The following is a 22,722-nucleotide window of genomic DNA, read 5'->3' as shown; positions in this document are numbered from 1 at the left end:
ATTTTTATGAAACCCTTTCTCCGCCAACAGCTTGAGCGCTACGCCTTTCGCCTTGCCGAACTCGACTTTCTGCTGTCCCGCGAGGACATCATGGGCGACATGAAGCAGTTTTTGCTGCTGTCACGCGAACACACCGAGGTGGGCCAGGTGGCGGCCCGTTTTGCCCGCTACACCCAGCGCGAGTCCGACCTTGCCGCCGCGCAGGAAATGAAGAGCGACCCCGACATGGCCGAGATGGCCGAGGAAGAAATCACCTCGGCCCAGGCCGAGCTGACCCGACTGGAAGCCGAACTGCAGCGCATGCTGCTACCCAAAGACCCGGACGACGCGCGCAATGCCTTCATGGAAATCCGCGCCGGCACCGGTGGTGATGAATCTGCCCTGTTCGCCGCCGACCTGCTGCGCATGTACACCCGCTACGCCGAGCGCCAGGGCTGGAAGACCGAGATCGTCAGCGAGTCGCCGAGTGAGCTTGGCGGCTACAAGGAAGTAGTGCTGCGCATCGAGGGTGACGGCGTCTACGGCCAGCTGAAATTCGAGTCCGGTGGCCACCGCGTGCAGCGCGTGCCCGCGACCGAAACCCAGGGCCGCATCCACACCAGCGCCTGCACCGTGGCGGTGCTGGCCGAGCCGGACGAGCAGGAAGCGATCAAGATCAACCCGGCCGACCTGCGCATCGACACTTACCGCGCCAGCGGCGCCGGCGGCCAGCACATCAACAAGACCGACTCGGCTGTACGCATCACCCACATCCCCACCGGCATCGTCGCCGAATGCCAGGATGGCCGCAGCCAGCACAGCAACAAGGCGCAAGCGCTCAAGGTACTGACGGCGCGCATCCATGAAAAGGACCGCTCAGAACGCGCCGCCAAGGACGCCGCCGAACGCAAGGGCCTGATCGGCAGCGGCGACCGCAGCGACCGCATCCGCACCTACAACTTCCCGCAAGGCCGCTGGACCGACCACCGCATCAACCTCACGCTGTACAAGCTGCTGTTCATCATGGAAGGCGACCTGGCCGAACCGCTGGGCGCGCTGCGCGCTGCACAAGAAGCCGAACAACTGGCCGAACTCGAAGTCGGCACTTAAACCCCAAGGACCCCATGGCACGCTCCATCAATAAAGGCCCCAAGCCCAGCGGCGGCTACGCCAAGGTCTCCAGCAAATCGCTGAAAGACGCGCAGGAAAAAAGCGCCAAGCGCATGGCCCCACGGCCCGAACACCCCGGCCTGGGCAAAGTGGCACGCGCTGTCAAGCGCCCACCAGCCTCGGTGTATGGAGATACCGTCGCCACACTGCAAACCGCCCTGCTGGGCGCACAAAAGCACGGCATCGACAAGCTGGATGCACGCATGCTGCTGCTGCATGTATTGGGCAAAAATCCCTCCGATTCCGCCTGGCTGATGGCCCACAACAACGACGCCTTGAATCCACTGCAGGCCGCAGTCTTTGGCACGGCTTGTACCCGCCGCCGCGCAGGCGAACCCGTGGCCTATATCACCGGCCAGCGCGAATTCTTTGGCCTAGCGCTACAGGTGGATGCACGGGTACTGGTACCGCGCCCCGACACCGAAACCCTGGTGGACTGGGCGCTGGAACGCCTCCAGGGCCAGGCCACGCCCCAGGTACTGGACCTGGGCACGGGAAGCGGCGCCATCGCCCTGGCCATCCGCCACGCCACGCCACAGGCGCAGGTCACGGCGGTGGATGTCAGCGCCGATGCCTTGGCCGTGGCCCAGGCCAATGCACAGCGACTGGCGCTGCCGGTGCAGTTTCTGCACAGCAGCTGGCTGGCGCAGGTGTCCGGCAGCTTCGATCTGATCGTCTCCAACCCACCTTATATTGCCGATGCAGACCCGCATCTGCCCGCCCTGGTACACGAGCCGCTAGGCGCCTTGACCGCCGGCACCGACGGGCTGGACGACATCCGCCAGATCGTCCGCCAGGCGCCCGCGCATTTGCAGGCCGGTGGCTGGCTGCTGCTGGAGCACGGCTACGACCAAGCCGCCGCTGTGCGCGCTTTGCTGGAACAAGAGGGCTTCACGCAGGTGCAATCCAGGCAGGACCTCGCCGGCATAGAGCGCTGCAGCGGTGGCCAGCGACCCATCTGAAATTTATAAGATATTGGCCGCTGGCGCAGATAGAACCTACGCCAGCAGCTACATAAAACATAGCAACCAGCCCTAGCCCATGTGGGGGCACAGCAGCGTACGCATTCCGCCGCAACGTGCGCAGTGAAATAATAGCGGTTTGATTTTCAAGGAGCCCCGCCATGAGCGACGCACAACAACGTATTGATGCACTGGTCAAATCCAACGACGTACTGCTATTCATGAAGGGCAATGCCAGCTTCCCGCAATGCGGTTTCTCGGGCCGCGCGATCCAGCTGCTGAAAGCCTGTGGCGTGGATGCCAAAACGGTCAAGACCGTGAACGTGCTGGAAGACGACGAAATTCGCCAAGGCATCAAGGAATACAGCAACTGGCCCACCATCCCCCAGCTCTACGTCAAGGGCGAATTCGTGGGCGGATCGGACATCATGATGGAAATGTACGAATCCGGTGAACTGCACCAGGTGCTGGGCACCAAGGCCGCCTGAAGCCCAGCCAACCGCCTATGTGGTGCTGAATCCACATAGGCTGTAATAAACGGTACTTTTCCACGGGTTCCACCATGGTGTGCTGGCACGGCTTATGCTGAAATGAAGCTGTGCCAGCAACCAAGGAGTCTTTCATGGAATCCCGCAGTCTTGTTCCGCATGTACCGCAGTTTCAACTGCCCGTCGCCAATGTGCGCAGCGTCTTCCAGACGCAAGAAGTCGAACGCAAACTGGCCAAACTCCCCAGCCGAGAGCACGAAAACCTGCGCAGCACCTACGAGCGCATGCTGGAGCGCGGCCCCGAACGCTTCCAGGTCAAGCCCTCAGGCGTGCCGGAGATGTCGGCCCTGTACCAGGCCCTGCCGAACTTCACCGACGTGCTGGACGACGTCAAACGCCATGTGGCCCTGAGCCAGGACAGCCGCGATGGGCTAGAGGTCACGCCCATTCTGCTGCTGGGCCTGCCGGGCATAGGCAAAACCCATTTCGCCAAGAAGCTGGCCGACCTGCTGGGCACCGGCATGAACCTAGTCCCCATGAGCTCCATGACGGCGGGCTGGCTGCTGTCCGGATCGTCATCCCAATGGAAAGGCGCCAAACCCGGTAAGGTATTCGAAGCACTGATAGACGGTGAATATGCCAACCCGGTGATCGTGGTGGACGAAATCGACAAAGCCAGTGCCGATGCCCAATACGATCCCTTGGGCGCACTCTACAGCTTGCTGGAACACGACACGGCGCAGAACTTCATGGACGAGTTCGCCGAAGTCGCAATCGACGCCAGCCAGGTGATCTGGATCACCACGGCCAACGACCCGCGCGGCATTCCAGAGCCGATTCTGAACCGGATGAACGTGTTTGAAATCGAGCCGCCCTCACCCGAGGCCGCGAGGCAGATTGCCAATAACCTCTACCAATCCATCCGCTCGGAGCATGGTTGGGGTGAGCGGTTTGCACCCGAACCGAACAGCGATCTGCTGGACGCCCTGGCAGAACTTGCCCCGCGTGAAATGCGCCGTGCGCTGATGACCGGTTTTGGTAATGCCCGCCTGGATGGACGCGATGCCATCAAGGTAGACGACCTACCCCGTGCCTCGCAACACAAAAGCCGCATGGGCTTTATCCAGTAAGGCCCCAGGCCACTTAGTTGGCCTTTTGCCGCTGTAGCAGCTGCGCGACAAAGTTGGACGGAATCGCATAGCTGATGCCAGAGGGTTGGCTGATCGCCGACTCTTTGGTACCTTTGACAAACACCATATTGACGATGCCCACCACTTCGCCGGTCTCGGCATCAAACAGCGGGCCACCACTGTTGCCCGGATAGGCCGTGCCATCCAGCTGAAAAATATCAAAGCTGCCGTCACGCAAACTACGGATAGAACGCTCGGTCAGCTGCGCACCCGTGGCCGCTGGCAACACGATCGCTGTAATCGATGACACCATGGCGCGATGGGTCACCGAAGAAAAACCCAGCGCCCCTCCAATGGGAAAGCCCATGAACGCCACGGACTGCCCTTCACGCACACTCTTGGAGTCACGTAAATTCAGTGCGGCAACCGGCGCGCCTTCAAACCGTAGCAAAGCCAGATCGTGGACGCGGTCCACTTCCAACACCGATGCGGCGCGCATCTGCAGCTCCCCTTTGGAATCTCGTATCTGCAACGCCAAACTGGCTCCTGCAGGATCCTCTGCCGGCCCCATCAGTACGTGGGCATTGGTGACAGCAAGATTGCCGTTCTCAACCACAAACCCCGTTCCGCGCAAAGAAAATCGGGGACTGTTGGTACTCTTGTAATAGCCCACGATAACAACCGAGGGCTTTACGCGGGGAATCACATCAGCCAGTTCCGCCTGAGCGGTGCCCTGAACAAAAAGTGCAAGCAAAACCACATAACGAAAATATGTGCATATTTTCATGCGATTTACTATTCGTATATGCCGAGAAGCTGATTACACATCAAAGTGTCTTGAGTGCAGACTCGACCTCTTCATGCGAAGCAAAATCCTTACCCAATTTATTCAAGTCTTCCAACAAGGATTTGGCTTTTTGTTTATCACCTGATTTGATATATATTTTTGCCAAATTCAGCTTAAGCACTGCATTACCAGGCTGCAGCGATAAAGCCTTGTTTTCTATCTCAATTGCTTTGGCGTAATCACCCTTATCAGCCCACAACATGGCCAAGGTATCCATGAAGGAGGGTTGATTTGGTATCAAATTGATAGCCTTTTCGGCAAAACCTATAGCCGAATCTTTTTTCAGCTGCCCCGAAACCCACGCCAAATTATTGTACGCAAGAGCATTAGAGGGCTGCAATTGCACAACATTGGTGTAATATTTTTCAGCAACCGTATAGTCTTTTTTTGCCAAAGCATCATCAGCCATATACAACATAAAAGCTGTATCTTTTGGATGCTCCTTGAGCCAAGTTGCTATAAATTTATCAGCATCTTGTTTGTTGCCGGAAGCCACCAGAGCTGCGTGTATTTTTATAGCAGCTCCCAGCGAGTTGGTTTGCTTCAATCCCAATCGGTAAGCTGCAAGCGCTTCATCCCACTTCTTTTGCTCGGAAAATATGTCACCCTCCAAGATATATCCGATATTTTCTTTGGGGCGTTGTCGCTGTATCGTTCTCGCAGTAGTAATTGCATTTTGATAGCGATCAGAGGTCGCATCCAAGAACGCCAGAGCACGCTGAGCATCCAATAGGTCAGGCTTCAACTCCAATGCCTTCTGTAAATTTTGAACTGCTGCTTCTTTGTTTTTGGCAGCCAGATTCACATTCGCCAAACGCATTTGAGGCAAAGGAGACAAAGGTTGCAAGGTTGCTAATTTATTGAAGGTTGCAATCGCCTGGTTTGTATCTCCAGATGCCTGCAAGGCACGCCCAAAGGCGTCTAACAACTCAGGACTTTCCGGCAATGCCGTTGTTGCGTCCTGGGCTGTTGATAAAGCCGCTTTGGCATCCTTGTTTGCCAGATAATAATCCACCAACAAAACACGTGGTGCTGGATTTGATGTATCAGCAGAAATAGCATTCGCAATCAATTTGGAGACTTCCTCCTTGCTGCCTCCGGCTTCTTTGCGGACCTCGGCCAGAGCTAGCAAAGCCTGCATATTCTTTGGATCCTTCGCAAGAATCGCGTTAAATCGCTTAGATGCCTCATCCGGCTTTTTTTCCGCAATATCCAGAGCGGCAAGACTTGCTACAGCGGGAAAATAATTGGGATTTAATTTGGAAGAAGCCTCAAAACTTTTTCTTGCCGCAGCCACATTACCCTGTGCAAATAGTATTTTGCCGCGTAAATTTTGTGAAATAGGGTTTTCGGGAACCTTTTTCTCCATCGCAGAAATCGCAGCCAAGGCTTTATCGTAATCCTGCTTGCGTAAATACTCTCCAATCAACGCCATATCGGCACTAATTCCCCTATCAGATGCAGAAATATCACGCAACTCCACAAATGCAATGTCGCCTTCGCCGGCAGCCATATGCGCCAAAGCCAGCGATGTTCTCTTCATTGCATTTTTAGGATCGACCTTGGAAGCCTTTGCAAAATAATCAACCGCCTTCTTGACATCTCCATTTTGCATATAGGCTTCACCAGCCACAGAGTACAGCGTGACATCCACAGGCTCCTGACTTAATGCTGGCTCCAATGTAGCGATCGCCTTGGATACCTGCCCCGTGCGCAGATAGACCATAGTCAACATACGACGCGCCAAAGAAAGCTCTGGCGCGGCAGTCAAGGCCTTGTTTAAATAGATTTCCGCCTGCAACATTGAATTCAACTGAAATTCAATAGCCCCGGCTAATTGCAGGCCACGCGTATATGTAGGAGCAACCTTCAGCAGTTGCTGAGAAAACTCTCTTGCCGCCTTATAGTCTTTCTTCTGATAAGCCAACTGGGTTTCAAAATATTTGACTTGTGGACTATTGGGGGCGATCGCTTTCATCGCCTCCAATTTCTTAGCAGCCTCGTCTAATTTTTCCTGCTGCATCAGCAGCACCAGCATACCCATATAGCCAGGCAAATAACCGGGCTTGGCCTGCACCGACTTCTCATATAAAGCCAGAGCTGCATCCTGATCATTGGATGCACTCAACACCAAATCACCCTTCAGCTTCAAAGCATCGGCATTACTGGGGGATTTTTTAATAACCGCATCAATCGATGCCAGAGCGCCCGGCATATTATTTTTAGCGGCCTGCCGACGGACGCTCATGATCAAAGCATCGACATTTTCAGGATCTTCGGCCAAAGCAGCATCCAACGCCGCCTGCCCGGCCCCCGCCATTCCTTGCTCAAAAAATGCCGTGCTCAACGCTAGCTGCAACTCAACTTTTGCAGCAGCAGTTTCAAGCTGGGTTTTCGCAAAACTGTCGGTTACTTTCTTGAATTTGCCCTGGGCTAACGAAGCTTTCGCAAGCTCCGGCACAACCAGATCGTCGGAATATTTCAAAGCCCGTGCCTTATCCAACTCCACCTCGGCTGCTGCCGAATCGCCCAAATTCAACAGTGTTTTACCCAATAAAAATCGAGCCTCAGGTAAATTGGGGTTAATTTGCAATGCATTTTTAATTTGAATGATTGCAGCTTTTTTCTCGTTTTTCTCCAGGCTTTGCTTCGCAGAGGCCAGATAACTCTCAGGCTTGTCATTGCCACAGGCAGTCAAAAATGCAGCCACGGCCACTGCACACAAAATACCACGAGAATTTTTATATCGCTGAATCATTATTACATCCAAACAAAATCAAAATGCATGCACTTTTACTTCAGACCTAGCCGATGCATAATATCGTACAAGGTTGGTCGACTTACGCCCAACAACTCCGCAGCCTTCACGATATTTCCATTTACACGCCCTAGTGCTGAAATAATTGCATTTTTTTCTGCACTCTCACGCACGGTACGTAAATCCAAAGAATCATCAGCTGCTTCAGAAACAACAGATTCCAACCCCACGTCTTCCGGAGTAATCTTGTTTCCATCCGCCATAATTACTGCACGCTTGATGCAGTTTTCCAACTCCCGGATATTGCCTGGCCATGTATGGTTCTCTATAACCCGTACACACTCCTCGCTCAAATTCAACGAGCCGCGATTTTGCTCACGCGCAAACCTGCGTACAAAAGAATAAGCCAACAAAGCTGCATCACCATTGCGGGCGCGCAATGGTGGAATATTGATGACAATTTCAGCCAAGCGGTAATACAAATCCTCTCTGAACCGGGACTCTTTGCTCAAGGCTTTCAAATCCTGGTGGGTCGCACAAACAATCCGTACGTCAACTGGAATCTCTTGACGCCCCCCCACCCGTTCAATGGTCCGCTCCTGGATAAAACGCAGCAGCTTGGCCTGCAGAGAAAATGGCAAGTCCCCGATTTCGTCCAGCATCAAGGTGCCGCCGTTGGCCATCTCGATCTTGCCGAGCGTGGTCTTGGCCGCACCGGTGAACGCACCTTTCTCGTAGCCAAATAACTCGCTCTCCAGCAGGTTCTCCGGGATGGCCGCGCAGTTGATGGCAACAAACTTTTCGCCCTTGCGCTGCGATGCCTGGTGCAGTCCCCGCGCCAGTACCTCCTTGCCGGTACCACTTTCACCCAGCAACATGACGGTAGCCGTGGTGTTGGCGACCTTCTCAATCGTGCGGCATACGCGCAGCATCTCGGGGTCACGCGTCACCAAGCCCGCCAAGGCGTCTGGCTGGTACATCTCCTGCAAACGGCGATTTTCTTTTTGCAGTTCGAACATGCGAAACGCACGGTCAATCGTCAAATTGAGCAACTCCGGCTCAAACGGTTTGGCAAAGAAATCATAAGCGCCCAATGCAACCGCCCGCAAGGCGTTGGCCTGGTCATTCTGCCCCGTCAAAACGATGACCTTGGTATCGGGTTCCACCGCCAGAATCTGCTCCAGCAATTTAAAGCCCTCGCTCACGCCGTCAGCATCCGGCGGCAGCCCCAGATCCATGGTGACCACGGCCGGGCTGTGCCTGCGCAGTTGCACCAGAGCACTGTCTCGGTCGTTGGCGGTCACCGACTCAAATTTGTCCACGGACCACTTGATCTGCTTTTGCAGCGCGAGGTCGTCCTCCACAATCAACAGGGAACGGGCGTTATCACTGCTCATATCGCCCCCATCTCATGCAGGTCAGAACCTTGATGTACCTCGAACAACGGCAACAAAATTGTCACAAGCGTTCCTTTGTTTTGCGCGCTGCTTACCAAAATCTTCCCCCCCAATTCCTGCACATACTGAAAGCTTTCATAGGCGCCAATGCCCATACCCGCCTGTTTGGTTGTTTGAAATGGCTTGAAGAGCCGTTCTTGCACAAACTCTTCCGACATACCGTGCCCTGTATCGCCTATTTCCACCCGGGCCTGGCCGCTGGCGCGGTCCAGTTTGACCCATACTCGGCCTGATGGATCTGTGGCATCGAAAGCGTTCTGCACCACGTGACCGATGATGCGCTCAAGGCGCTCCTCGTGCCCACGCGTAAGAACCTTATCGATCAATTCCACCTCCAACTGCCGACCTCGTTTGAGGGCCACAGAGGCAATGCGCTGAACAATGATAGCCAGATCGACCCCGACAACGGTTCCCGGCGGTGTGGCACCTTCGCGCAATTGGAGCATCAGCTGGCGCATTCTGTCTAATGAATTCTCTACCGTCATCAGCATGTCCTGCTGAAACTCCGGGTTGTCGTGCAGACGCTTGGCATTCTTCAACATCAAGGACAGCTGGGTGACAATATTCTTGAGGTCGTGAACCACAAAAGCCGACATGCGGTTGAAGGCGTCAAACTTGCGCACCTCCAGCAAGGCCTCCGTAGCCCGCATCTGGGCCAGGTAGCTGGCCGCCTGGCGACCAGCGGTTTTCAGCAAATCGTTGACCTCCCAGTTGACGTCTATATTGGTGCGCGCACTGGCCAGCACCACAAAACCGATCATCTCCCCCCCTGCTGTCAAGGGCACAATCAGCCAGGCTTGCGGTAATTCCTGCAACCAGGTTGGCAATTTCAAATCGCCATAGCGTTTGGAATAAGTACGAAACTCTTCCAGATTGATCACCCAACCGCTGCTGGCCAGGAACTGGCAAAAAGAAGACTCCGCCTCTTCCTTGACCGGGCTGGATGCCAGGTTCCAGCAGGCCGTCTGGCGGAATGCAGCTTCGCTGCCGCTCTTCATCCATAGGCTGCCGCCCGGGCTTTCCAGCATGTCCGCAAGTGCCCGCACAACCTGTTGGCCCATGTCATTCGGCGATTGGTTGCTAGACAAGGTTTGGGTGAACTTGAGCCATTCTTCCCGATAGTCATAGCGGTAGCGAAAGAAGTGCTTGCCCACAAACACTCTCAGCTTGGCCCGGAACGCGCCCGACAGGGTCAGCACCAGAAGTGCAATCAGCGCAGAAAAAACCAGCCCCTGCTGCAAGGCGCGCCCCCATTCGCCACCAAAGTAGCGTACGTAATAGCCCACCGCTGAAATGAAGATCAGATAAGCCCCCGCCACCAGCAAAGTAGCGGAATGGAAAGCGGCCTTTTGCGAAACCCGGATATTCGCGATCCAGTCGCTGCGCCGCAGGGTGGACAGCAGCAACAACACCACCATCAGACCATGGACCGCCCCCCGAATACTGAGCGCATCGAGGTCAATCCGTTTGAACAGCACGGCCTGGGAATACAGGTACAGGTCGAACAGGAAGATGCCTGCAATCCCAAGACTCAGCGGCTTGATGTTCCAGCGCGAATCCTCGCTGACATTGCTATAGACCTGCTCCAGCAAGACCAGCCCCATCACCGGCAAAGCGGTTGCAGCCATCAGATACAACCAAACCGCATCTCCGAAATAAGTGACCTGGAATACCAGCAATAGCGGAGCGGCCACAGCAAAACATAAGGCCGCCAAAGTCACCCATGGCAACCAGCCCATGCCGGGGGGATATTGACCTTCACGGTTGGCACGGCATAGCGACAGCATGAAGCCAAACCAGCAAGCGTAACGCGCCACATCCGCCAACCCGCCCAATAGCTGCCACACCGCTTGCGGGTGCGAGCCAAATACAAACTGCAGCCAGCCCCACACGGCCGTGAAGCCTACCGCCGCCATCAGATAGACCGAGGATGCATTGCGGGGTGCACGCCAGTAGCCAAGGCCCAACAGCCGCATGCCGAAAGCGGTGTACACCACCGCAGCCAGTGCATAACCCAGAGAGGTCAACGTAGTGGTTTGGCTATCCATGCAACAGAACGCGGGGTACGGTGGATAAGCGCGACAGCAGGCGCTTATGGTTCAGCGGGCGCCTTTTGCCAGCAACACCACGCCCACGGTTTCAAAAAGAATGACGATGTCCAGAAACAGCGAGTGGTTCTTGACGTAATACAGGTCGTACTGCAGCTTCTCAGCCGAATCTTCCAGTGTGGAACCATAGTGATAGCGGACCTGGGCCCAACCCGTCACGCCGGGTTTCACGCTTTGACGCACGGCATAGTAAGGAATCTGACGCGTCAACTGGTCCACAAAGTAAGGCCGCTCCGGCCTGGGGCCGACCATGCTCATGTCACCGTTCAGCACGCAGAACAGCTGCGGCAGCTCGTCAATACGCACCTTGCGAATGAATTTGCCGACCTTGGTCACACGGTCATCCTGGGCAGCGGCCCAGCGCGGGGTGCCGTCCTTCTCGGCATCGGTACGCATGCTGCGGAACTTGATGACATTGAACAAGCGGCCATTGAAGCCCACGCGTTCCTGCCGGTAGAAAATCGGCCCGGGACTCTCCAGCATCACCAACAACATGGTGACCAACATGATCGGCAAGGTCAGCAAAATCAGCACCACGGCACTGAAAATATCAAACAGGCGCTTTACCGCCGAGCGTAAGCCGCCTTGACTGAAACCATCGCCAAAAATCAGCCAACCGGCGTTAACGGAATCCAGCCGAATCTGGCCCTTGGTCTTCTCAAAGTGCGTGGCCACGTCCACCACCCGCACACCATGCAACTTGCAGTCCAACAGCTCACGCAAAGGCATGCTGCCACCGCGGCGCTCCACCAGGGCCACCACGATCTCGTCCACCTCCAGCTCCAGCGCCGTATCGGTCAAGGATTTGTGCTTGGACAAAATCCCCCAGGCCGACACCTCGGACTCCGCCTCATTCGGGCTGGCGTAATAGCCCACCACGTCCACATGGGGGTCTTCATTCTTCAGCGTCTTACCCACCAATGCCGCACGCGGTCCCGTGCCGAATACCAGCACACGGTGGCGCATCATGGACTGGGGTGTGGAATGGGCTACATAGACCCGGTGCAAGAGCACGAAAACGAAACCGGCCATGGCCGCCATGGCCAGGTTTTCCCGGCTCGCCAGGCTGCCCGGAAACAAGGAAAACACCGCAAAAGTCAACGGTACGGCGAACACCAGCGACAGCATGGCCCGTGCACGTGATTGGTTCAAGGACCGGTTATGGATACGCTGGTAAAACCCCAGAGCCGAATTGATAACCAGCATGCCCAGTGACAGCAGACTGGCCTGCCCCAGCAGAGCCACCACCGAGGTCAAATCCTCACCCCGCCAAACCACCACGACCAAAACTGCAGCAATGACCAAACCCAGGTCAAGAAATATCTGCAAAAGTGTTTGTTTATGCAGGTAATGGTTAAAAAGTTTAATCACGACCGCCCCCTAGTAACAACACGCAGCTACCCCCTGGTCTGTGACGGGACACGCTATTTTGCGAAGGGGATACCGAAGCCAGCGCAAACGTGGTCCGCGGGCCATTCTGCAGGGGAAAATTCATCGAATGTCTTGAACTACGGAGTTATTCTTATTCGCTTTACAGCATACTTTCATCGATTTTTCGGTGATCACAAAGCTGTCCTCTCTTGCTGCGTATTCTCCATTATGGGCTGTTTTTGATACATATCGATTCAATGCCGGATGTAACAGGCGGCACATCGCAGCATTCAAACGCCCTCACTCCGTCCAACAGGCGGAATGCCCACGCGCACACGGCAAAATCCAGCCGTATGGATACACATGTACTGGTCGCCGGTGGCGGCATCGGAGGAATGGCGGCGGCACTGGCTTGCAGCCTTGCGGGCCAAAAAATCACCTTGTTTGAGCGTGCCAGCACCTTCAGCGAAGTTGGTGCAGGCATACAGATAGGCCCCAACGTCGTGCGCCAGCTATACCAATGGGGACTGGACGAGGCCTTGCAGGGAGTGGTCGCTTTTCCACACCGGCTGCAGGCCCGCGATGCACGCAATGGCGCGGAGCTAGGCGTTCTGCCTCTAGGGCAGACCATGCAGCAGCGCTACGGCGCCCCTTACGCCACGGTGCACCGTGCTGACCTCCACACCCTGCTGCACACGGCAGTGCAACAGCGAACCGACGCACAGCTGCACACGCAGCGCACCCTAAAGCAGTTCCAGCAAAATGACGGCGGCGTACAGGTAGGCTGGACAGAGCACGCCGGCACTGCCACCAACGACCATGCCGGTCATGTGCTGGTCGGAGCTGATGGCCTGTGGAGCCCCGTGCGCCAGTGGCTGCTGCATGGCGGCCCACCGCGCGCCACCGGCCACCTGGCCTACCGCGCCCTGGTGCCCCAGGCCCAGCTGCCGGCACATCTGCGCTCCCAGCAGGTCACGGCCTGGCTGGGCGACAAGCTACACGTGGTGCAGTACCCCGTACGCCGGGGTGAATGGCTGAATGTGGTGGCGATTGTGCAAAGCCTCTGGCCCGGGCCCGCCGACAGTCTGGAGCAATGGGACCACAGCGCCAACGCCGCCGACCTGCGTGCCAAGCTGATCCAGGCCTGCGCGCCACTGCAAGACCTGGTGCAAGCCATAGACAGCTGGGGCCTGTGGGTGCTGTGCGACCGCCCGCCCATGGCCGGCGCGCACCAGCATGCGCAAGGCCGGGTGGCGCTGCTGGGCGATGCGGCCCACCCCATGCGCCCCTACCTGGCCCAGGGCGCGGGCATGGCGATTGAAGATGCGGCCGCGCTGGCCGCCGCGCTGGGCTCGGGCCAGCCTATCCCCGCTGCGCTGCAACACTATGCGCAACAGCGCTGGCAGCGCAATGCCCAGGTCCAGGCCCGGGCCGTGCGCAACGGCCAGATATTCCACGCCACCGGCTTGGTACGCTGGGGCCGGAACCGAGCCATGCAGCTGGGGGGAGAACGGCTGATGGACCAACCCTGGCTGTACGGCTACACGCCACCTGCACCGTAATTGCTACAAACTTCATAGCTTCCAGCGCAGGTAATATCTGCGCCAGCGGCCTGCAAAGCTTACAAATTGGTACGTAGCGTCCAGATCTCCGGGAACAGCACCACGTCCAGCATCTTGCGCAGATAGCTCACGCCGCCCGTGCCACCCGTGCCGCGCTTGAAGCCAATCACCCGCTCCACCGTGGTGACGTGGCGGAAGCGCCAGAGGCGGAACGCGTCTTCCAGATCGGTCAGCTTCTCACCCAGTTGGTAAATGTCCCAGTGCTCGCGCGGATCGCGGTAGGCCACCAGCCAGGCCTGCTCCACGGCGGCGTCGGCCACATAGGGCTGGGTCCAGTCGCGCTGCAAGTGGCCGGCCGGAATGGCCAGTCCACGCCGCGCCATCAGGCGCAGCGACTCGTCGTACAGCGAAGGTACCTCGTACGCGGCCTGCACCAGCGCCAGCAAATCCGGCCGGTGCGCATGCGGCTTGAGCATGGCCGCATTCTTGTTGCCCAGCGCAAATTCGATGCAGCGGTACTGCGCACTCTGGAAGCCGCTGGAGCTGGCCAGGTAGGGCCGCATGGCGCTGTACTCGGGCGGCGTCATGGTGGCCAGCACGTCCCAGGCATGGACCAGCTGGGCCATGATCTTGGACACACGGGCCAGCATCTTGAAGGCGCTGTGCAGATCGTCCGCCGCCACACAGCGCATGGCCGCGTGCAGCTCGTGCAGCATCAGCTTCATCCACAGCTCGCTGGTCTGGTGCTGGACGATGAACAGCAGCTCGTCGTGCGCGGGCGACAAGGGCTTTTGCGCGCCCAACAAGGCGTCCAACTGCAGGTAGTCGCCGTAGCTCATGGACTGGCTGAAGTCCAGCTGGGCTCCCTCCTGGCGAACGATGTCTATAGGTTTTGTCATGGTATTCAATCAGTTGAGGACAGAGCAACGCGCTTCACCGCGTGAAGGTGCGTTGCTCTGTCCCGCAATGCTTCAGGTAACCGCGTGCTTCTGGTTGAACTCGGGCCGGCGCCATTCTTCGCTTTCCAGCACCTGCTGCAGCTGGTCCACCGCATTCCATACGTCTTCATAGCCCAGGTACAGCGGCGTAAAACCAAAGCGCAGGATGTCCGGGTGCTGGGCGCCATTGCCAGCACGGTAGTCGCCAATCACGCCACGGGCGATCAGCGCCTGCACGATGGCGTAGGCACCTTCGGCCTTGCTCAGGCAGACCTGCGAGCCACGTTGGGCGTGTTCGCGCGGAGTTGCCAGGCCGAGCCCGTGGCCGGCGCAGCGCTGCTCGACCAGTTCAATGAACAAATCGGTCAGGGCCAGCGACTTCTGGCGCAAGGTCTGCATGGCGCTCTGGTTGGGCACGATGCGGCCGGCCGCGTCGAACACATCCAGCCCGCATTCCAGCGCCGCCAGGCTGATCATGGGCTGGGTGCCGCACAGATAGCGCGTCACGCCGGGGGCCGGCCGGTAGTCGGGGGTGAACTCGAACGGCGTGGCGTGGCCCCACCAGCCGGCCAGCGGTTGCCAGAAGCGCTCGGCATGCGCAGTGTTCACCCACACAAAGGCCGGCGCGCCGGGCCCCCCGTTCAGGTATTTGTAGCCGCAGCCGACCGCGAAATCGGCCTTGGCAGCCGTCAAATCCACCGGCACGGCGCCGGCACTGTGCGCCAGGTCCCATAGCATCAGCGCACCGGCCTCGTGCGCCGCTTGCGTGACGGCCGGCATGTCGTGCATGGCGCCGGTGCGGTAGTTCACGTGGGTCAGCATCAGCACCGCGACCTGCGGAGTCAAAGCGGTAGCGATCTTTTCGGGCTCAACCAGCTGCAGCGTGAAGCCATGCTGGCGGCACAGCGATTCGGCGATGTACAGATCGGTAGGGAAGTTGCTGCGCTCGCTGACCACCAGCTTGCGCTGCGGCGCATCAGCAGCCGCCATGTTCAGCGCGGCGGTCAGCACCTTGAACAGGTTCACCGAGGTGCTGTCGGTGGCCACCACCTCGCCCTGGCCCGCACCGATCAGCGGAGCAATCTGGTTGCCCAGGCGCTGCGGCAGGTCGAACCAGCCGGCGCTGTTCCAGGACTTGATCAGGTCGGTGCCCCACTCCTGCGTCACCACCTGGGCAACGCGGGCGGCGGTGGCCGCGGGCAGCACGCCCAGCGAGTTGCCGTCCAGGTAAATCACGCCGGGTGGCAGGCTGAAATGGGCGCGCAGCGGCGCCAGGGGGTCCAGCGCGTCCAGGCGCAGGCAGTCATGCAAAGTCGTCACGGTTCTTCCTTCTCAGATTCAAAGTGAGCGCAAAACAGCGCGTACGGGGGATGCGTCGGCGGTCATCAGCTTCAGCGGCAGGGCGATGAGTTCGTAGTCGCCCTCGGGCACGTCATCGAGCACCAGGTTTTCCAGCACCCGCAGGTTCAGGCGGCGGATGGTCTGGTGGCTGTCCAGGGTCTTGCTGTCAGCCGGGTCGATGCTGGCGGTGTCGATGCCGATCAGCGTCACGCCCAGCGCAGCCAGGCGCTCTACGGTGTCGGGGGCATAGGCGGCCAGGTCGCCATCCCAGCGGTCCACCGGCATGTGCTGGTAGGTGCGCACCAGTACACGGGGCGGCAGATCCTGCACGGCATGGGCCAGGTGCTCCCACAGCACCAGCGGACCACGGCCTATGCAGTGGATGACGCGGCAGGGGCCTAGATACGGTGCAAGGTCGACCGCGCCAATCGCCTGGCCTTGCGGGTCGTAGTGCAGCGGCGCATCGGCGTGGGCGCCGACATGCGGCGACAAGGTCAGCGCACTGACGTTGACCGGGCAGGCCGGCGAGATGCTTGCCGTCCACTGCTGTTGGTACGGCGTATCACCCGGAAACACCGGGCTGCCAGGGGCGACGGGGGGTGAAATATCCCAGAGGTTTTGCATAGTGCGGCGAAGGTATCACCGCTAAAAACCGCGTGGTGTCGGTTATTTCCAACAGCCGGTAAATTCTGAAACCCGGCCCGCATCGGCAAGCCGTGGTGCGCGAACGCTACTGTGCCGCCAGGGCATTTCATATACAAAAATAGCTTCTAGCGCAGGTATTACCTGCGCTAGAAGCTATTAAATAGATAGCACCCAGCCTGCCGGCCAGGTGGCTTGCAACTTATGCCACCCGTCCGAGCAGCAGGTATTCCATCAACGCCTTCTGCACGTGCATGCGGTTCTCGGCCTCGTCCCATACCACCGACTGCGGGCCATCGATTACATCGGCCTCGACCTCTTCGCCCCGGTGGGCGGGCAGGCAGTGCATGAACAGCGCGTCCGGCTTGGCGGCGCGCATCATTTCGGTATCCACGCACCAGTCGGCAAAAGCTAGTCTGCGCGCCTCGTTCTCGGCCTCGTAGCCCATGCTGGTCCACACATCGGTGGTCACCAGGTCGGCGCCGGCGCAGGCCTGCATAGGGTCCTTGAAGACCTTGTAGCTATCGCCGGAACGCAGGCCGGCCACCGACTGGTCCACCTCGTAGCCGCTGGGCGTGCTGACGTGCACGGTAAAGCCCAGGATCTCGCTGGCCTGCAGCCAGGTATTGGCCATGTTGTTGCCATCGCCCACCCAGGCCACGGTCTTGCCCGCGATGCTTCCGCGTTGTTCGATGTAGGTGAAGATGTCGGCCAGGATCTGGCAGGGGTGGAACTCGTTGGTCAGGCCGTTGATGACCGGCACGCGCGAATGCTCGGCAAAGCGCTCGATCTTGGTCTGCTCAAAAGTGCGGATCATCACCAGATCGACCATGCGGCTGATGACCTTGGCGCTGTCTTCGATGGGCTCGGCCCGGCCCAGCTGGCTGTCGCCGGTGGTCAGGTGCACCACGCTGCCACCCAGCTGGTACATGCCGGCCTCGAAGCTCACGCGGGTGCGGGTGGATGCCTTTTCAAAGATCATGGCCAGCGTACGGTCCACCAGGGAATGGTGTTTTTCGTAGGACTTGAACTTCTTCTTGATCAGCGCCGCACGCTCAAACAGGTAGGCGTATTCCTCGGCGCTGAAGTCGCTGAATTGCAGGTAGTGCTTCATACGGGTTCTGCCAAAAATTGCTTGACCAAGGGGCACAGAATGCTGACCAGTTCATCGGCCTCGGCGGCCGTCATGATCAGCGGCGGCACCAGGCGGATCACGCTGTCAGCGGTGACGCTGATCAGCAGGCCGGCATCCACCGCACGCTGCGCCAGTACGCCGCAGGGGCGTGCCAGCTGCACGCCAATCATCAGGCCCTGGCCACGCACTTCCACGAAGCCTTCCACGCCTGCCAATTCACGGCGCAACGCGGCTTGCAAGTGTGCCCCCACCGTGGCCGCGTTCTCCAGCAGGCCCTCTTCTTCCATGATGCGTATGGTTTCCACACCGGCGCGCATGGCCAGCGGATTGCCGCCGAAGGTGGTGCCGTGGTTGCCCGGCTGGAAAATGTGGGCGGCCTTGGGGCCTGCGACCACCGCGCCCACCGGCACGCCCGAGCCCAAGCCCTTGGCCAGCGGCATCACATCGGGCTTGATACCCGCCCACTGGTGGGCAAACCATTTGCCGGTACGGCCCATGCCGCATTGCACTTCATCGATCATCAGCAGCCAGTCGCGCTCATCGCAGAGCTTGCGCACCTGCTGCAGGTATTCGATGCGCATGGGGTTCACGCCGCCCTCGCCCTGGATGGTCTCGAAGAACACCGCCGTCACATTGGGGTTGCCCTCGGTGGCCTTCTTCAAGGCCTCGATATCGTTCAGCGGCACGCGGATGAAGCCTTCGACCATGGGGCCAAAGCCCTTCTGGATCTTCTCGTTGCCGGTGGCGCTGAGCGTGGCAATGCTGCGGCCGTGGAAGGCTTTTTCATAGACCACGATCTCGGGGCGCTCGATACCCTTGTCATGGCCAAACTTGCGCGCCAGCTTCAAGGCGGCTTCGTTGGCTTCCAGGCCGGTGCAGCAGAAGAACACATTCGTCAGGCCCGACAGCTCGACCAGCTTGGCGGCCAGCTTTTCCTGGTTGGGCACATGGTAGTAGTTGCAGCTGTGGATGATCTTGCCGATCTGGTCCTGCAAGGCGGGCACCAGCTTGGGGTGGTTGTGGCCCAGCGTGTTGACCGCAATGCCGCCCAGACCGTCCAGGTAAGACTTGCCATTCACGTCCCACACGCGCACGCCTTGGCCATGCGACAGCGCAATCGGCAGTCGGCCATAGGTGTTCATGGTGTGGGGTGAGGAAGCCTCAATGAAAGCGGTCATGCAGTTCTCCAAAATAAACGGGGATTCAGGGTCAACAGAACCGCTGAAACGCAATTTTAGGCGTAGAGATTGCACGGTTTTTTGACAATTGCGCATTACTGCAATGCCTGACGGACTGGAAAGCCCCCACAGAAAAGCCCCAAGTCTTATATAAGATACAATTCTTGTGCAGTGCAACAGAGCACCGCAAACAGGCCTATTGCCGCTATGATTCGGTCCATTGCTGCCTCGCAGAACTCCCATCTGGGATGCACCAAACCCCTACTCAAAAGCCCCACCTGATGGTTTCCAACGCTGCCAAAGAAGTCTTTATCCAAGGTGTCACGAGCAACGGAAAAACCTTCCGCCCCAGTGACTGGGCCGAGCGCCTAGCCGGCGTGTTGAGCCAGTTTCGCCCCGGTGGTGCCCAGCCCGGCAGCCACCTCAGCTACTCCCCCTGGTGCGTGCCCACCACCATCAACGGCATCAAGTGCGTGATCTTGAACCACGAACTGCGCGACTACGACGTAATGGCCTGGGACTTCGCCATCAACTTCGCCCGCGACAACGGCCTGCAAGTGGCCGAGGCCTGCCTGATCCCCGACGCCACGTCCAAATAAAGCGCGGACAGCCCCTCATCGGGGCATGCAACACAAAACCCAAATTCCATAACGAAAAAACCGCCAGAGCTTGCGCTCTGGCGGTTTTTTGCTGTGCTGGCAGCGCACCCACAAAACGGCGGACTAACTAGCTCACGCTCAGCAGTCCGGGCGGTTTGCTTAAAAAATTAAGCGGCTACAGGTGCGGCGCCCAGCGCCTTCACCTTGGTGCTCAGACGGCTCTTATCGCGAGCTGCCTTGTTCTTGTGGAAGATGCCCTTGTCGGCAACCGTGTCCACCACAGCTTGCATCTTGGCAAACAGTTCGGTGGCTTTGGTCTTGTCGCCAGCGAGAACGGCTTTTTCAACGTTCTTCACAGCGGTACGGTATTTGGAACGCAGCGAGGTGTTCGCGGCATTGATCTTGATGTCCTGGCGGACGCGCTTGCGGCCGGAGGCCAGGCGGGGGTTCTTTTTCTTAGGCTTGGTTGCCATAATATATTCCTTAGGTGTTAGAGGATGTTGCCAGCAAAGCTCACGATTATAGCAGGCAGCAGCGCCCCTGGCGGCCTGGCCCATCTGGCGGGCTACACTCGCCGGGTGAGTCTCTTCAAATCTGCATCCACCATCTCTCTGTTGACCCTGGCCTCCCGCGTGGGCGGCCTGGTCCGCGACCAGCTATTTGCCGCCACCTTTGGCGCCAACGCCATGACCGACGCGTTCTACGTGGCGTTCCGCATACCTAACCTATTCCGCCGCCTGTTTGGCGAAGGCGCGTTCAGCCAGGCCTTTGTGCCGGTGCTGGCGGCCAGCAAGGCCATCCATGGGCAGGACGCCACCAAGCAGCTGATAGACCACGTGGCCACCTTACTCACCTGGGTGCTGGCCCTCACCTGTGTGCTGGGAGTAATAGGGGCGCCGCTGCTGGTCTGGGGCATGGCTGGCGGCCTGCAACAGGAACCACAGGCCTATGCGGCAGCCACCGTGATGACGCGCTGGATGTTCCCCTACATCCTGTTCATCTCGCTGGTGTCCATGGCCTCCGGCATTCTGAATACCTGGCGCATCTTCGCCGTGCCGGCCGCCACGCCGGTGCTGCTGAACATCGCCATGATCGCCGCGACCTTCTGGGGCACGCCCTGGTTCCGCAACCACGGCATAGAACCTATTTACGCGCAAATCATCGGTGTGATGCTGGGCGGCCTGCTGCAGCTGGGAGTACAGATTCCCGCCCTGAAACGCCTGGGCCTGTTTCCAAGCATAGGCATCAGCTGGACTGCCGTGCGCACTGCCTGGGCGGATGAAGCTACCAAAAATGTAGCAAAATTGATGGTCCCTGCGCTGCTGGGCGTGGGTGTGGCGCAGATTTCCATCTTCATCAACACCCAAATCGCTTCCCGCCTAGCGCCCGGCAGCGTGAGCTGGATCAGCGGCGCCGACCGCTTGATGGAATTCCCCACAGCCATGCTGGGCGTGGCCCTGGGCGTGGTGCTGATGCCCCAGCTGGCCGGTGCTCGCGCGGCCAACGACCCCAAGCAATATTCCGCCATGCTGGACTGGGGCCTGCGCCTGGTGGTGCTGCTGGCCGTGCCCTGCTCGGTGGCGCTGCTGACCTTTGCCACGCCGCTGGTGGCCGTCATCTTCCATTACGGTGTGTTTGCCGAAAGCGATGTGGAACAGACCGCCCGCGCCCTGATGGGCTGGGGCGTAGGCCTGCTGGGCGTGGTGGCCATCAAAGTGCTGGCCCCCGGCTTTTATGCCAGCCACAATATGAAGACGCCAGCCCGCATTGCGGTGGCTGTGTTGGTGATCACCCAGCTCTTCAACTTTGCGCTGGTACCGGTATTCCAGCACGCGGCGCTGACCTTGTCGGTCGGCCTGGGCGCGATGGTGAACGCCAGCTGGCTGCTGATTGGGCTGCGCCAGCGCGGCAGCTACCAGCCTCTGCCGGGCTGGTGGAAGTTCATTCTGCAGGTGCTGGCGTCCAGCGCCTTGCTGGCAATCTTCCTGCTGTGGGCGGCAAATGCCGTGCCCTGGACCCACTACCAGCACGCAAAATTGGAACGAATTGGGCTTCTAGCGCTGGTATTACTTGCGTCAGCAGCTATTTATTTCGTAGCACTATGGGCATCCGGCTTAAAGATACGTAAACTTCTGCGGCATTGAGTCCGGTAGCTTGACGACGCCCCCACGCTCCACTACAAAGACGTTATGCAGATCCGCTTCGAAGCACCCACCGCACTTGAATACTTTGCCTCGTTGGTGCAAAGCGACGAACAACTGCCCTTGCTGGAGGCCGCGGCCAGTCTGGCGCAAGACGAATACCCCGAATTGGACATGGAACAGGTGCTGGGCGATATGGACCAGCTGCTGGCCCGGCTGAAGCGCCGCCTGCCGCCCGACTCCGCCCCGTTGCAGCGCCTGCGCTCGCTGAACCAATTCTTCTACCGCGATCTGAACTTTGGCGGCAACGTCAACGACTACTACGACCCCGACAACAGCTACCTGAACGCGGTGCTACGCACCCGGCGGGGCATCCCCATCTCGCTGGCCGTGCTGTGGATGGAGCTGGCCCAGGGCATAGGCCTGGCGGTGCGTGGCGTGGCCTTCCCCGGCCACTTCATGGTCAAGGTCAACCTGCCCAAGGGCCAGGTGGTGATGGACCCATTCACCGGCCAGTCGCTGAGCCGCGAAGAACTGTCCGAGCGGCTGGAGCCCTTTATCCGCCACAACGGCCTGGTGGACGACTTCGAAGCCCCGCTGGGCCTGTACCTGCAGGCCGCACCGTCGCGCGACATCCTGGCCCGCATGCTGCGCAACCTGAAGGACATCCACACCTCGCAAAGCGACTGGGTCCGCGCGCTGGCCGTACAAAACCGCCTGATCGTGCTGCTTCCCGAAGCCTGGAGCGAATACCGCGACCGGGGCCTCGCCCACGCTGCGCTGGGAAATAGCGCCCAGGCGGTACTGGACCTGGAGAAATACCTGATCTGCTCGCAGGACGCGCTGGACCTGGACAGCATCTCCGAGCGCTTGAGCAGCCTGCGCCGCGCCCGCAACTAGGCGTAACTCCAGTACG

The 22,722-nt window shown here is 58.9% G+C and carries 19 protein-coding genes; 8 read left to right on the top strand and 11 right to left on the bottom strand.

The genetic code is table 11. The features are described 5' to 3' along the window. Positions 1-6: 6 nt before the first annotated feature. From prfA to AC07VY_RS01370, 4 genes are all read left to right on the top strand, one after another. A complete protein-coding gene (gene prfA / locus AC07VY_RS01385) occupies positions 7-1,089 on the top strand; it encodes a peptide chain release factor 1 (protein ID WP_490592721.1) in 1,083 nt (360 codons plus the stop codon). Positions 1,090-1,103: 14 nt separating this feature from the next. After that, positions 1,104-2,111 (top strand): peptide chain release factor N(5)-glutamine methyltransferase, encoded by a 1,008-nt coding sequence (gene prmC / locus AC07VY_RS01380; RefSeq protein WP_495095871.1) that lies wholly within the window; start codon positions 1,104-1,106, stop codon positions 2,109-2,111. 161 nt (positions 2,112-2,272) lie between these two features. Then, entirely contained in the window at positions 2,273-2,599 is a 327-nt protein-coding gene (gene grxD / locus AC07VY_RS01375; RefSeq protein ID WP_495075054.1) for a Grx4 family monothiol glutaredoxin, read from the top strand. A 134-nt stretch (positions 2,600-2,733) separates the two neighbouring features. Beyond that, complete coding sequence (locus tag AC07VY_RS01370) at positions 2,734-3,729, top strand: AAA family ATPase (protein WP_495075055.1); 996 nt, start codon at positions 2,734-2,736, stop codon at positions 3,727-3,729. 13 nt (positions 3,730-3,742) lie between these two features. On the opposite strand, the gene AC07VY_RS01365 is transcribed toward AC07VY_RS01370, so the two are convergent. The 5 genes from AC07VY_RS01365 to AC07VY_RS01345 are packed head-to-tail and all read right to left on the bottom strand — an operon-like array spanning position 3,743 to position 12,228. After that, positions 3,743-4,516 (bottom strand): S1C family serine protease, encoded by a 774-nt coding sequence (locus tag AC07VY_RS01365; protein ID WP_495095872.1) that lies wholly within the window; start codon positions 4,514-4,516, stop codon positions 3,743-3,745. A 40-nt stretch (positions 4,517-4,556) separates the two neighbouring features. Next, a complete protein-coding gene (gene prsT, locus AC07VY_RS01360; RefSeq protein WP_495095873.1) occupies positions 4,557-7,334 on the bottom strand; it encodes an XrtA/PEP-CTERM system TPR-repeat protein PrsT in 2,778 nt (925 codons plus the stop codon). A gap of 35 nt (positions 7,335-7,369) precedes the next feature. Beyond that, positions 7,370-8,731 (bottom strand): PEP-CTERM-box response regulator transcription factor, encoded by a 1,362-nt coding sequence (gene prsR, locus AC07VY_RS01355; protein WP_495075058.1) that lies wholly within the window; start codon positions 8,729-8,731, stop codon positions 7,370-7,372. Then, positions 8,728-10,839, bottom strand: coding sequence for an XrtA/PEP-CTERM system histidine kinase PrsK (gene prsK / locus AC07VY_RS01350; protein WP_495095874.1), 2,112 nt, complete (start codon positions 10,837-10,839; stop codon positions 8,728-8,730). Before prsK ends, prsR begins: the two co-directional genes overlap by 4 nt. A 51-nt stretch (positions 10,840-10,890) precedes the next feature. Next, entirely contained in the window at positions 10,891-12,228 is a 1,338-nt protein-coding gene (locus AC07VY_RS01345) for a TIGR03013 family XrtA/PEP-CTERM system glycosyltransferase (RefSeq protein WP_495075060.1), read from the bottom strand. Positions 12,229-12,623: 395 nt separating this feature from the next. Here AC07VY_RS01345 and AC07VY_RS01340 point away from each other — a divergent pair, with 395 nt between their 5' ends. Further along, positions 12,624-13,832 carry an FAD-dependent monooxygenase gene (locus tag AC07VY_RS01340; RefSeq protein ID WP_495095875.1) on the top strand — a complete coding sequence of 403 codons (1,209 nt, stop codon included), beginning with the start codon at positions 12,624-12,626 and terminating at the stop codon, positions 13,830-13,832. A gap of 59 nt (positions 13,833-13,891) precedes the next feature. Here the strand turns inward: AC07VY_RS01340 and kynA are convergent, their stop codons facing one another. The 5 genes from kynA to AC07VY_RS01315 all read right to left on the bottom strand — a co-directional run bounded on the left by kynA (position 13,892) and on the right by AC07VY_RS01315 (position 19,066). Further along, entirely contained in the window at positions 13,892-14,731 is an 840-nt protein-coding gene (kynA, locus tag AC07VY_RS01335; protein ID WP_495095876.1) for a tryptophan 2,3-dioxygenase, read from the bottom strand. 72 nt (positions 14,732-14,803) lie between these two features. Next, entirely contained in the window at positions 14,804-16,090 is a 1,287-nt protein-coding gene (gene kynU / locus AC07VY_RS01330; protein WP_495095877.1) for a kynureninase, read from the bottom strand. Between the two features lie 18 nt (positions 16,091-16,108). Beyond that, positions 16,109-16,735, bottom strand: a complete 627-nt coding sequence (gene kynB / locus AC07VY_RS01325) for an arylformamidase (RefSeq protein ID WP_495095878.1) — start codon at positions 16,733-16,735, stop codon at positions 16,109-16,111. Positions 16,736-16,955: 220 nt separating this feature from the next. Next, positions 16,956-17,867 (bottom strand): ornithine carbamoyltransferase, encoded by a 912-nt coding sequence (gene argF / locus AC07VY_RS01320; protein WP_495095879.1) that lies wholly within the window; start codon positions 17,865-17,867, stop codon positions 16,956-16,958. After that, complete coding sequence (locus AC07VY_RS01315) at positions 17,864-19,066, bottom strand: aspartate aminotransferase family protein (RefSeq protein ID WP_495095880.1); 1,203 nt, start codon at positions 19,064-19,066, stop codon at positions 17,864-17,866. The genes argF and AC07VY_RS01315 overlap by 4 nt, the downstream gene beginning before the upstream one ends. 281 nt (positions 19,067-19,347) lie before the next feature. Here AC07VY_RS01315 and AC07VY_RS01310 point away from each other — a divergent pair, with 281 nt between their 5' ends. After that, positions 19,348-19,665 (top strand): DUF3579 domain-containing protein, encoded by a 318-nt coding sequence (locus AC07VY_RS01310; protein WP_495095881.1) that lies wholly within the window; start codon positions 19,348-19,350, stop codon positions 19,663-19,665. A 167-nt stretch (positions 19,666-19,832) separates the two neighbouring features. Here AC07VY_RS01310 and rpsT read toward each other — a convergent pair whose 3' ends face one another. Next, positions 19,833-20,138 carry a 30S ribosomal protein S20 gene (gene rpsT / locus AC07VY_RS01305; RefSeq protein WP_490592706.1) on the bottom strand — a complete coding sequence of 102 codons (306 nt, stop codon included), beginning with the start codon at positions 20,136-20,138 and terminating at the stop codon, positions 19,833-19,835. Positions 20,139-20,243: 105 nt separating this feature from the next. On the opposite strand from rpsT, the gene murJ reads away from it, so the two are divergent. Together murJ and AC07VY_RS01295 are read left to right on the top strand one after the other, a co-directional pair. Continuing rightward, positions 20,244-21,809, top strand: coding sequence for a murein biosynthesis integral membrane protein MurJ (murJ, locus tag AC07VY_RS01300; RefSeq protein WP_495095882.1), 1,566 nt, complete (start codon positions 20,244-20,246; stop codon positions 21,807-21,809). A gap of 45 nt (positions 21,810-21,854) precedes the next feature. Continuing rightward, entirely contained in the window at positions 21,855-22,706 is an 852-nt protein-coding gene (locus AC07VY_RS01295; protein ID WP_495075069.1) for a SirB1 family protein, read from the top strand. Positions 22,707-22,722: the final 16 nt, after the last annotated feature.

It is taken from the genome of Rhodoferax sp. GW821-FHT02C08, assembly GCF_059421805.1.
Note: the sequence above shows the minus strand (reverse complement) of the source record. Positions and strands in the feature narration are given on the sequence as shown.

Excerpts from the sequence above, each read along its gene's own strand:
- AC07VY_RS01340 (WP_495095875.1), top strand. The coding sequence starts at position 12,624 with ATGGATACACATGTACTGGTCGCCGGTGGCGGCATCGGAGGAATGGCG.
- kynB (WP_495095878.1), bottom strand. The coding sequence starts at position 16,735 with ATGCAAAACCTCTGGGATATTTCACCCCCCGTCGCCCCTGGCAGCCCG.
- AC07VY_RS01310 (WP_495095881.1), top strand. The coding sequence starts at position 19,348 with ATGGTTTCCAACGCTGCCAAAGAAGTCTTTATCCAAGGTGTCACGAGC.
- prfA (WP_490592721.1), top strand. The coding sequence starts at position 7 with ATGAAACCCTTTCTCCGCCAACAGCTTGAGCGCTACGCCTTTCGCCTT.
- argF (WP_495095879.1), bottom strand. The coding sequence starts at position 17,867 with ATGAAGCACTACCTGCAATTCAGCGACTTCAGCGCCGAGGAATACGCC.
- rpsT (WP_490592706.1), bottom strand. The coding sequence starts at position 20,138 with ATGGCAACCAAGCCTAAGAAAAAGAACCCCCGCCTGGCCTCCGGCCGC.
- prsT (WP_495095873.1), bottom strand. The coding sequence starts at position 7,334 with ATGATTCAGCGATATAAAAATTCTCGTGGTATTTTGTGTGCAGTGGCC.
- AC07VY_RS01370 (WP_495075055.1), top strand. The coding sequence starts at position 2,734 with ATGGAATCCCGCAGTCTTGTTCCGCATGTACCGCAGTTTCAACTGCCC.
- prsK (WP_495095874.1), bottom strand. The coding sequence starts at position 10,839 with ATGGATAGCCAAACCACTACGTTGACCTCTCTGGGTTATGCACTGGCT.
- grxD (WP_495075054.1), top strand. The coding sequence starts at position 2,273 with ATGAGCGACGCACAACAACGTATTGATGCACTGGTCAAATCCAACGAC.
- prsR (WP_495075058.1), bottom strand. The coding sequence starts at position 8,731 with ATGAGCAGTGATAACGCCCGTTCCCTGTTGATTGTGGAGGACGACCTC.
- prmC (WP_495095871.1), top strand. The coding sequence starts at position 1,104 with ATGGCACGCTCCATCAATAAAGGCCCCAAGCCCAGCGGCGGCTACGCC.
- AC07VY_RS01295 (WP_495075069.1), top strand. The coding sequence starts at position 21,855 with ATGCAGATCCGCTTCGAAGCACCCACCGCACTTGAATACTTTGCCTCG.
- AC07VY_RS01365 (WP_495095872.1), bottom strand. The coding sequence starts at position 4,516 with ATGAAAATATGCACATATTTTCGTTATGTGGTTTTGCTTGCACTTTTT.
- AC07VY_RS01315 (WP_495095880.1), bottom strand. The coding sequence starts at position 19,066 with ATGACCGCTTTCATTGAGGCTTCCTCACCCCACACCATGAACACCTAT.
- kynA (WP_495095876.1), bottom strand. The coding sequence starts at position 14,731 with ATGACAAAACCTATAGACATCGTTCGCCAGGAGGGAGCCCAGCTGGAC.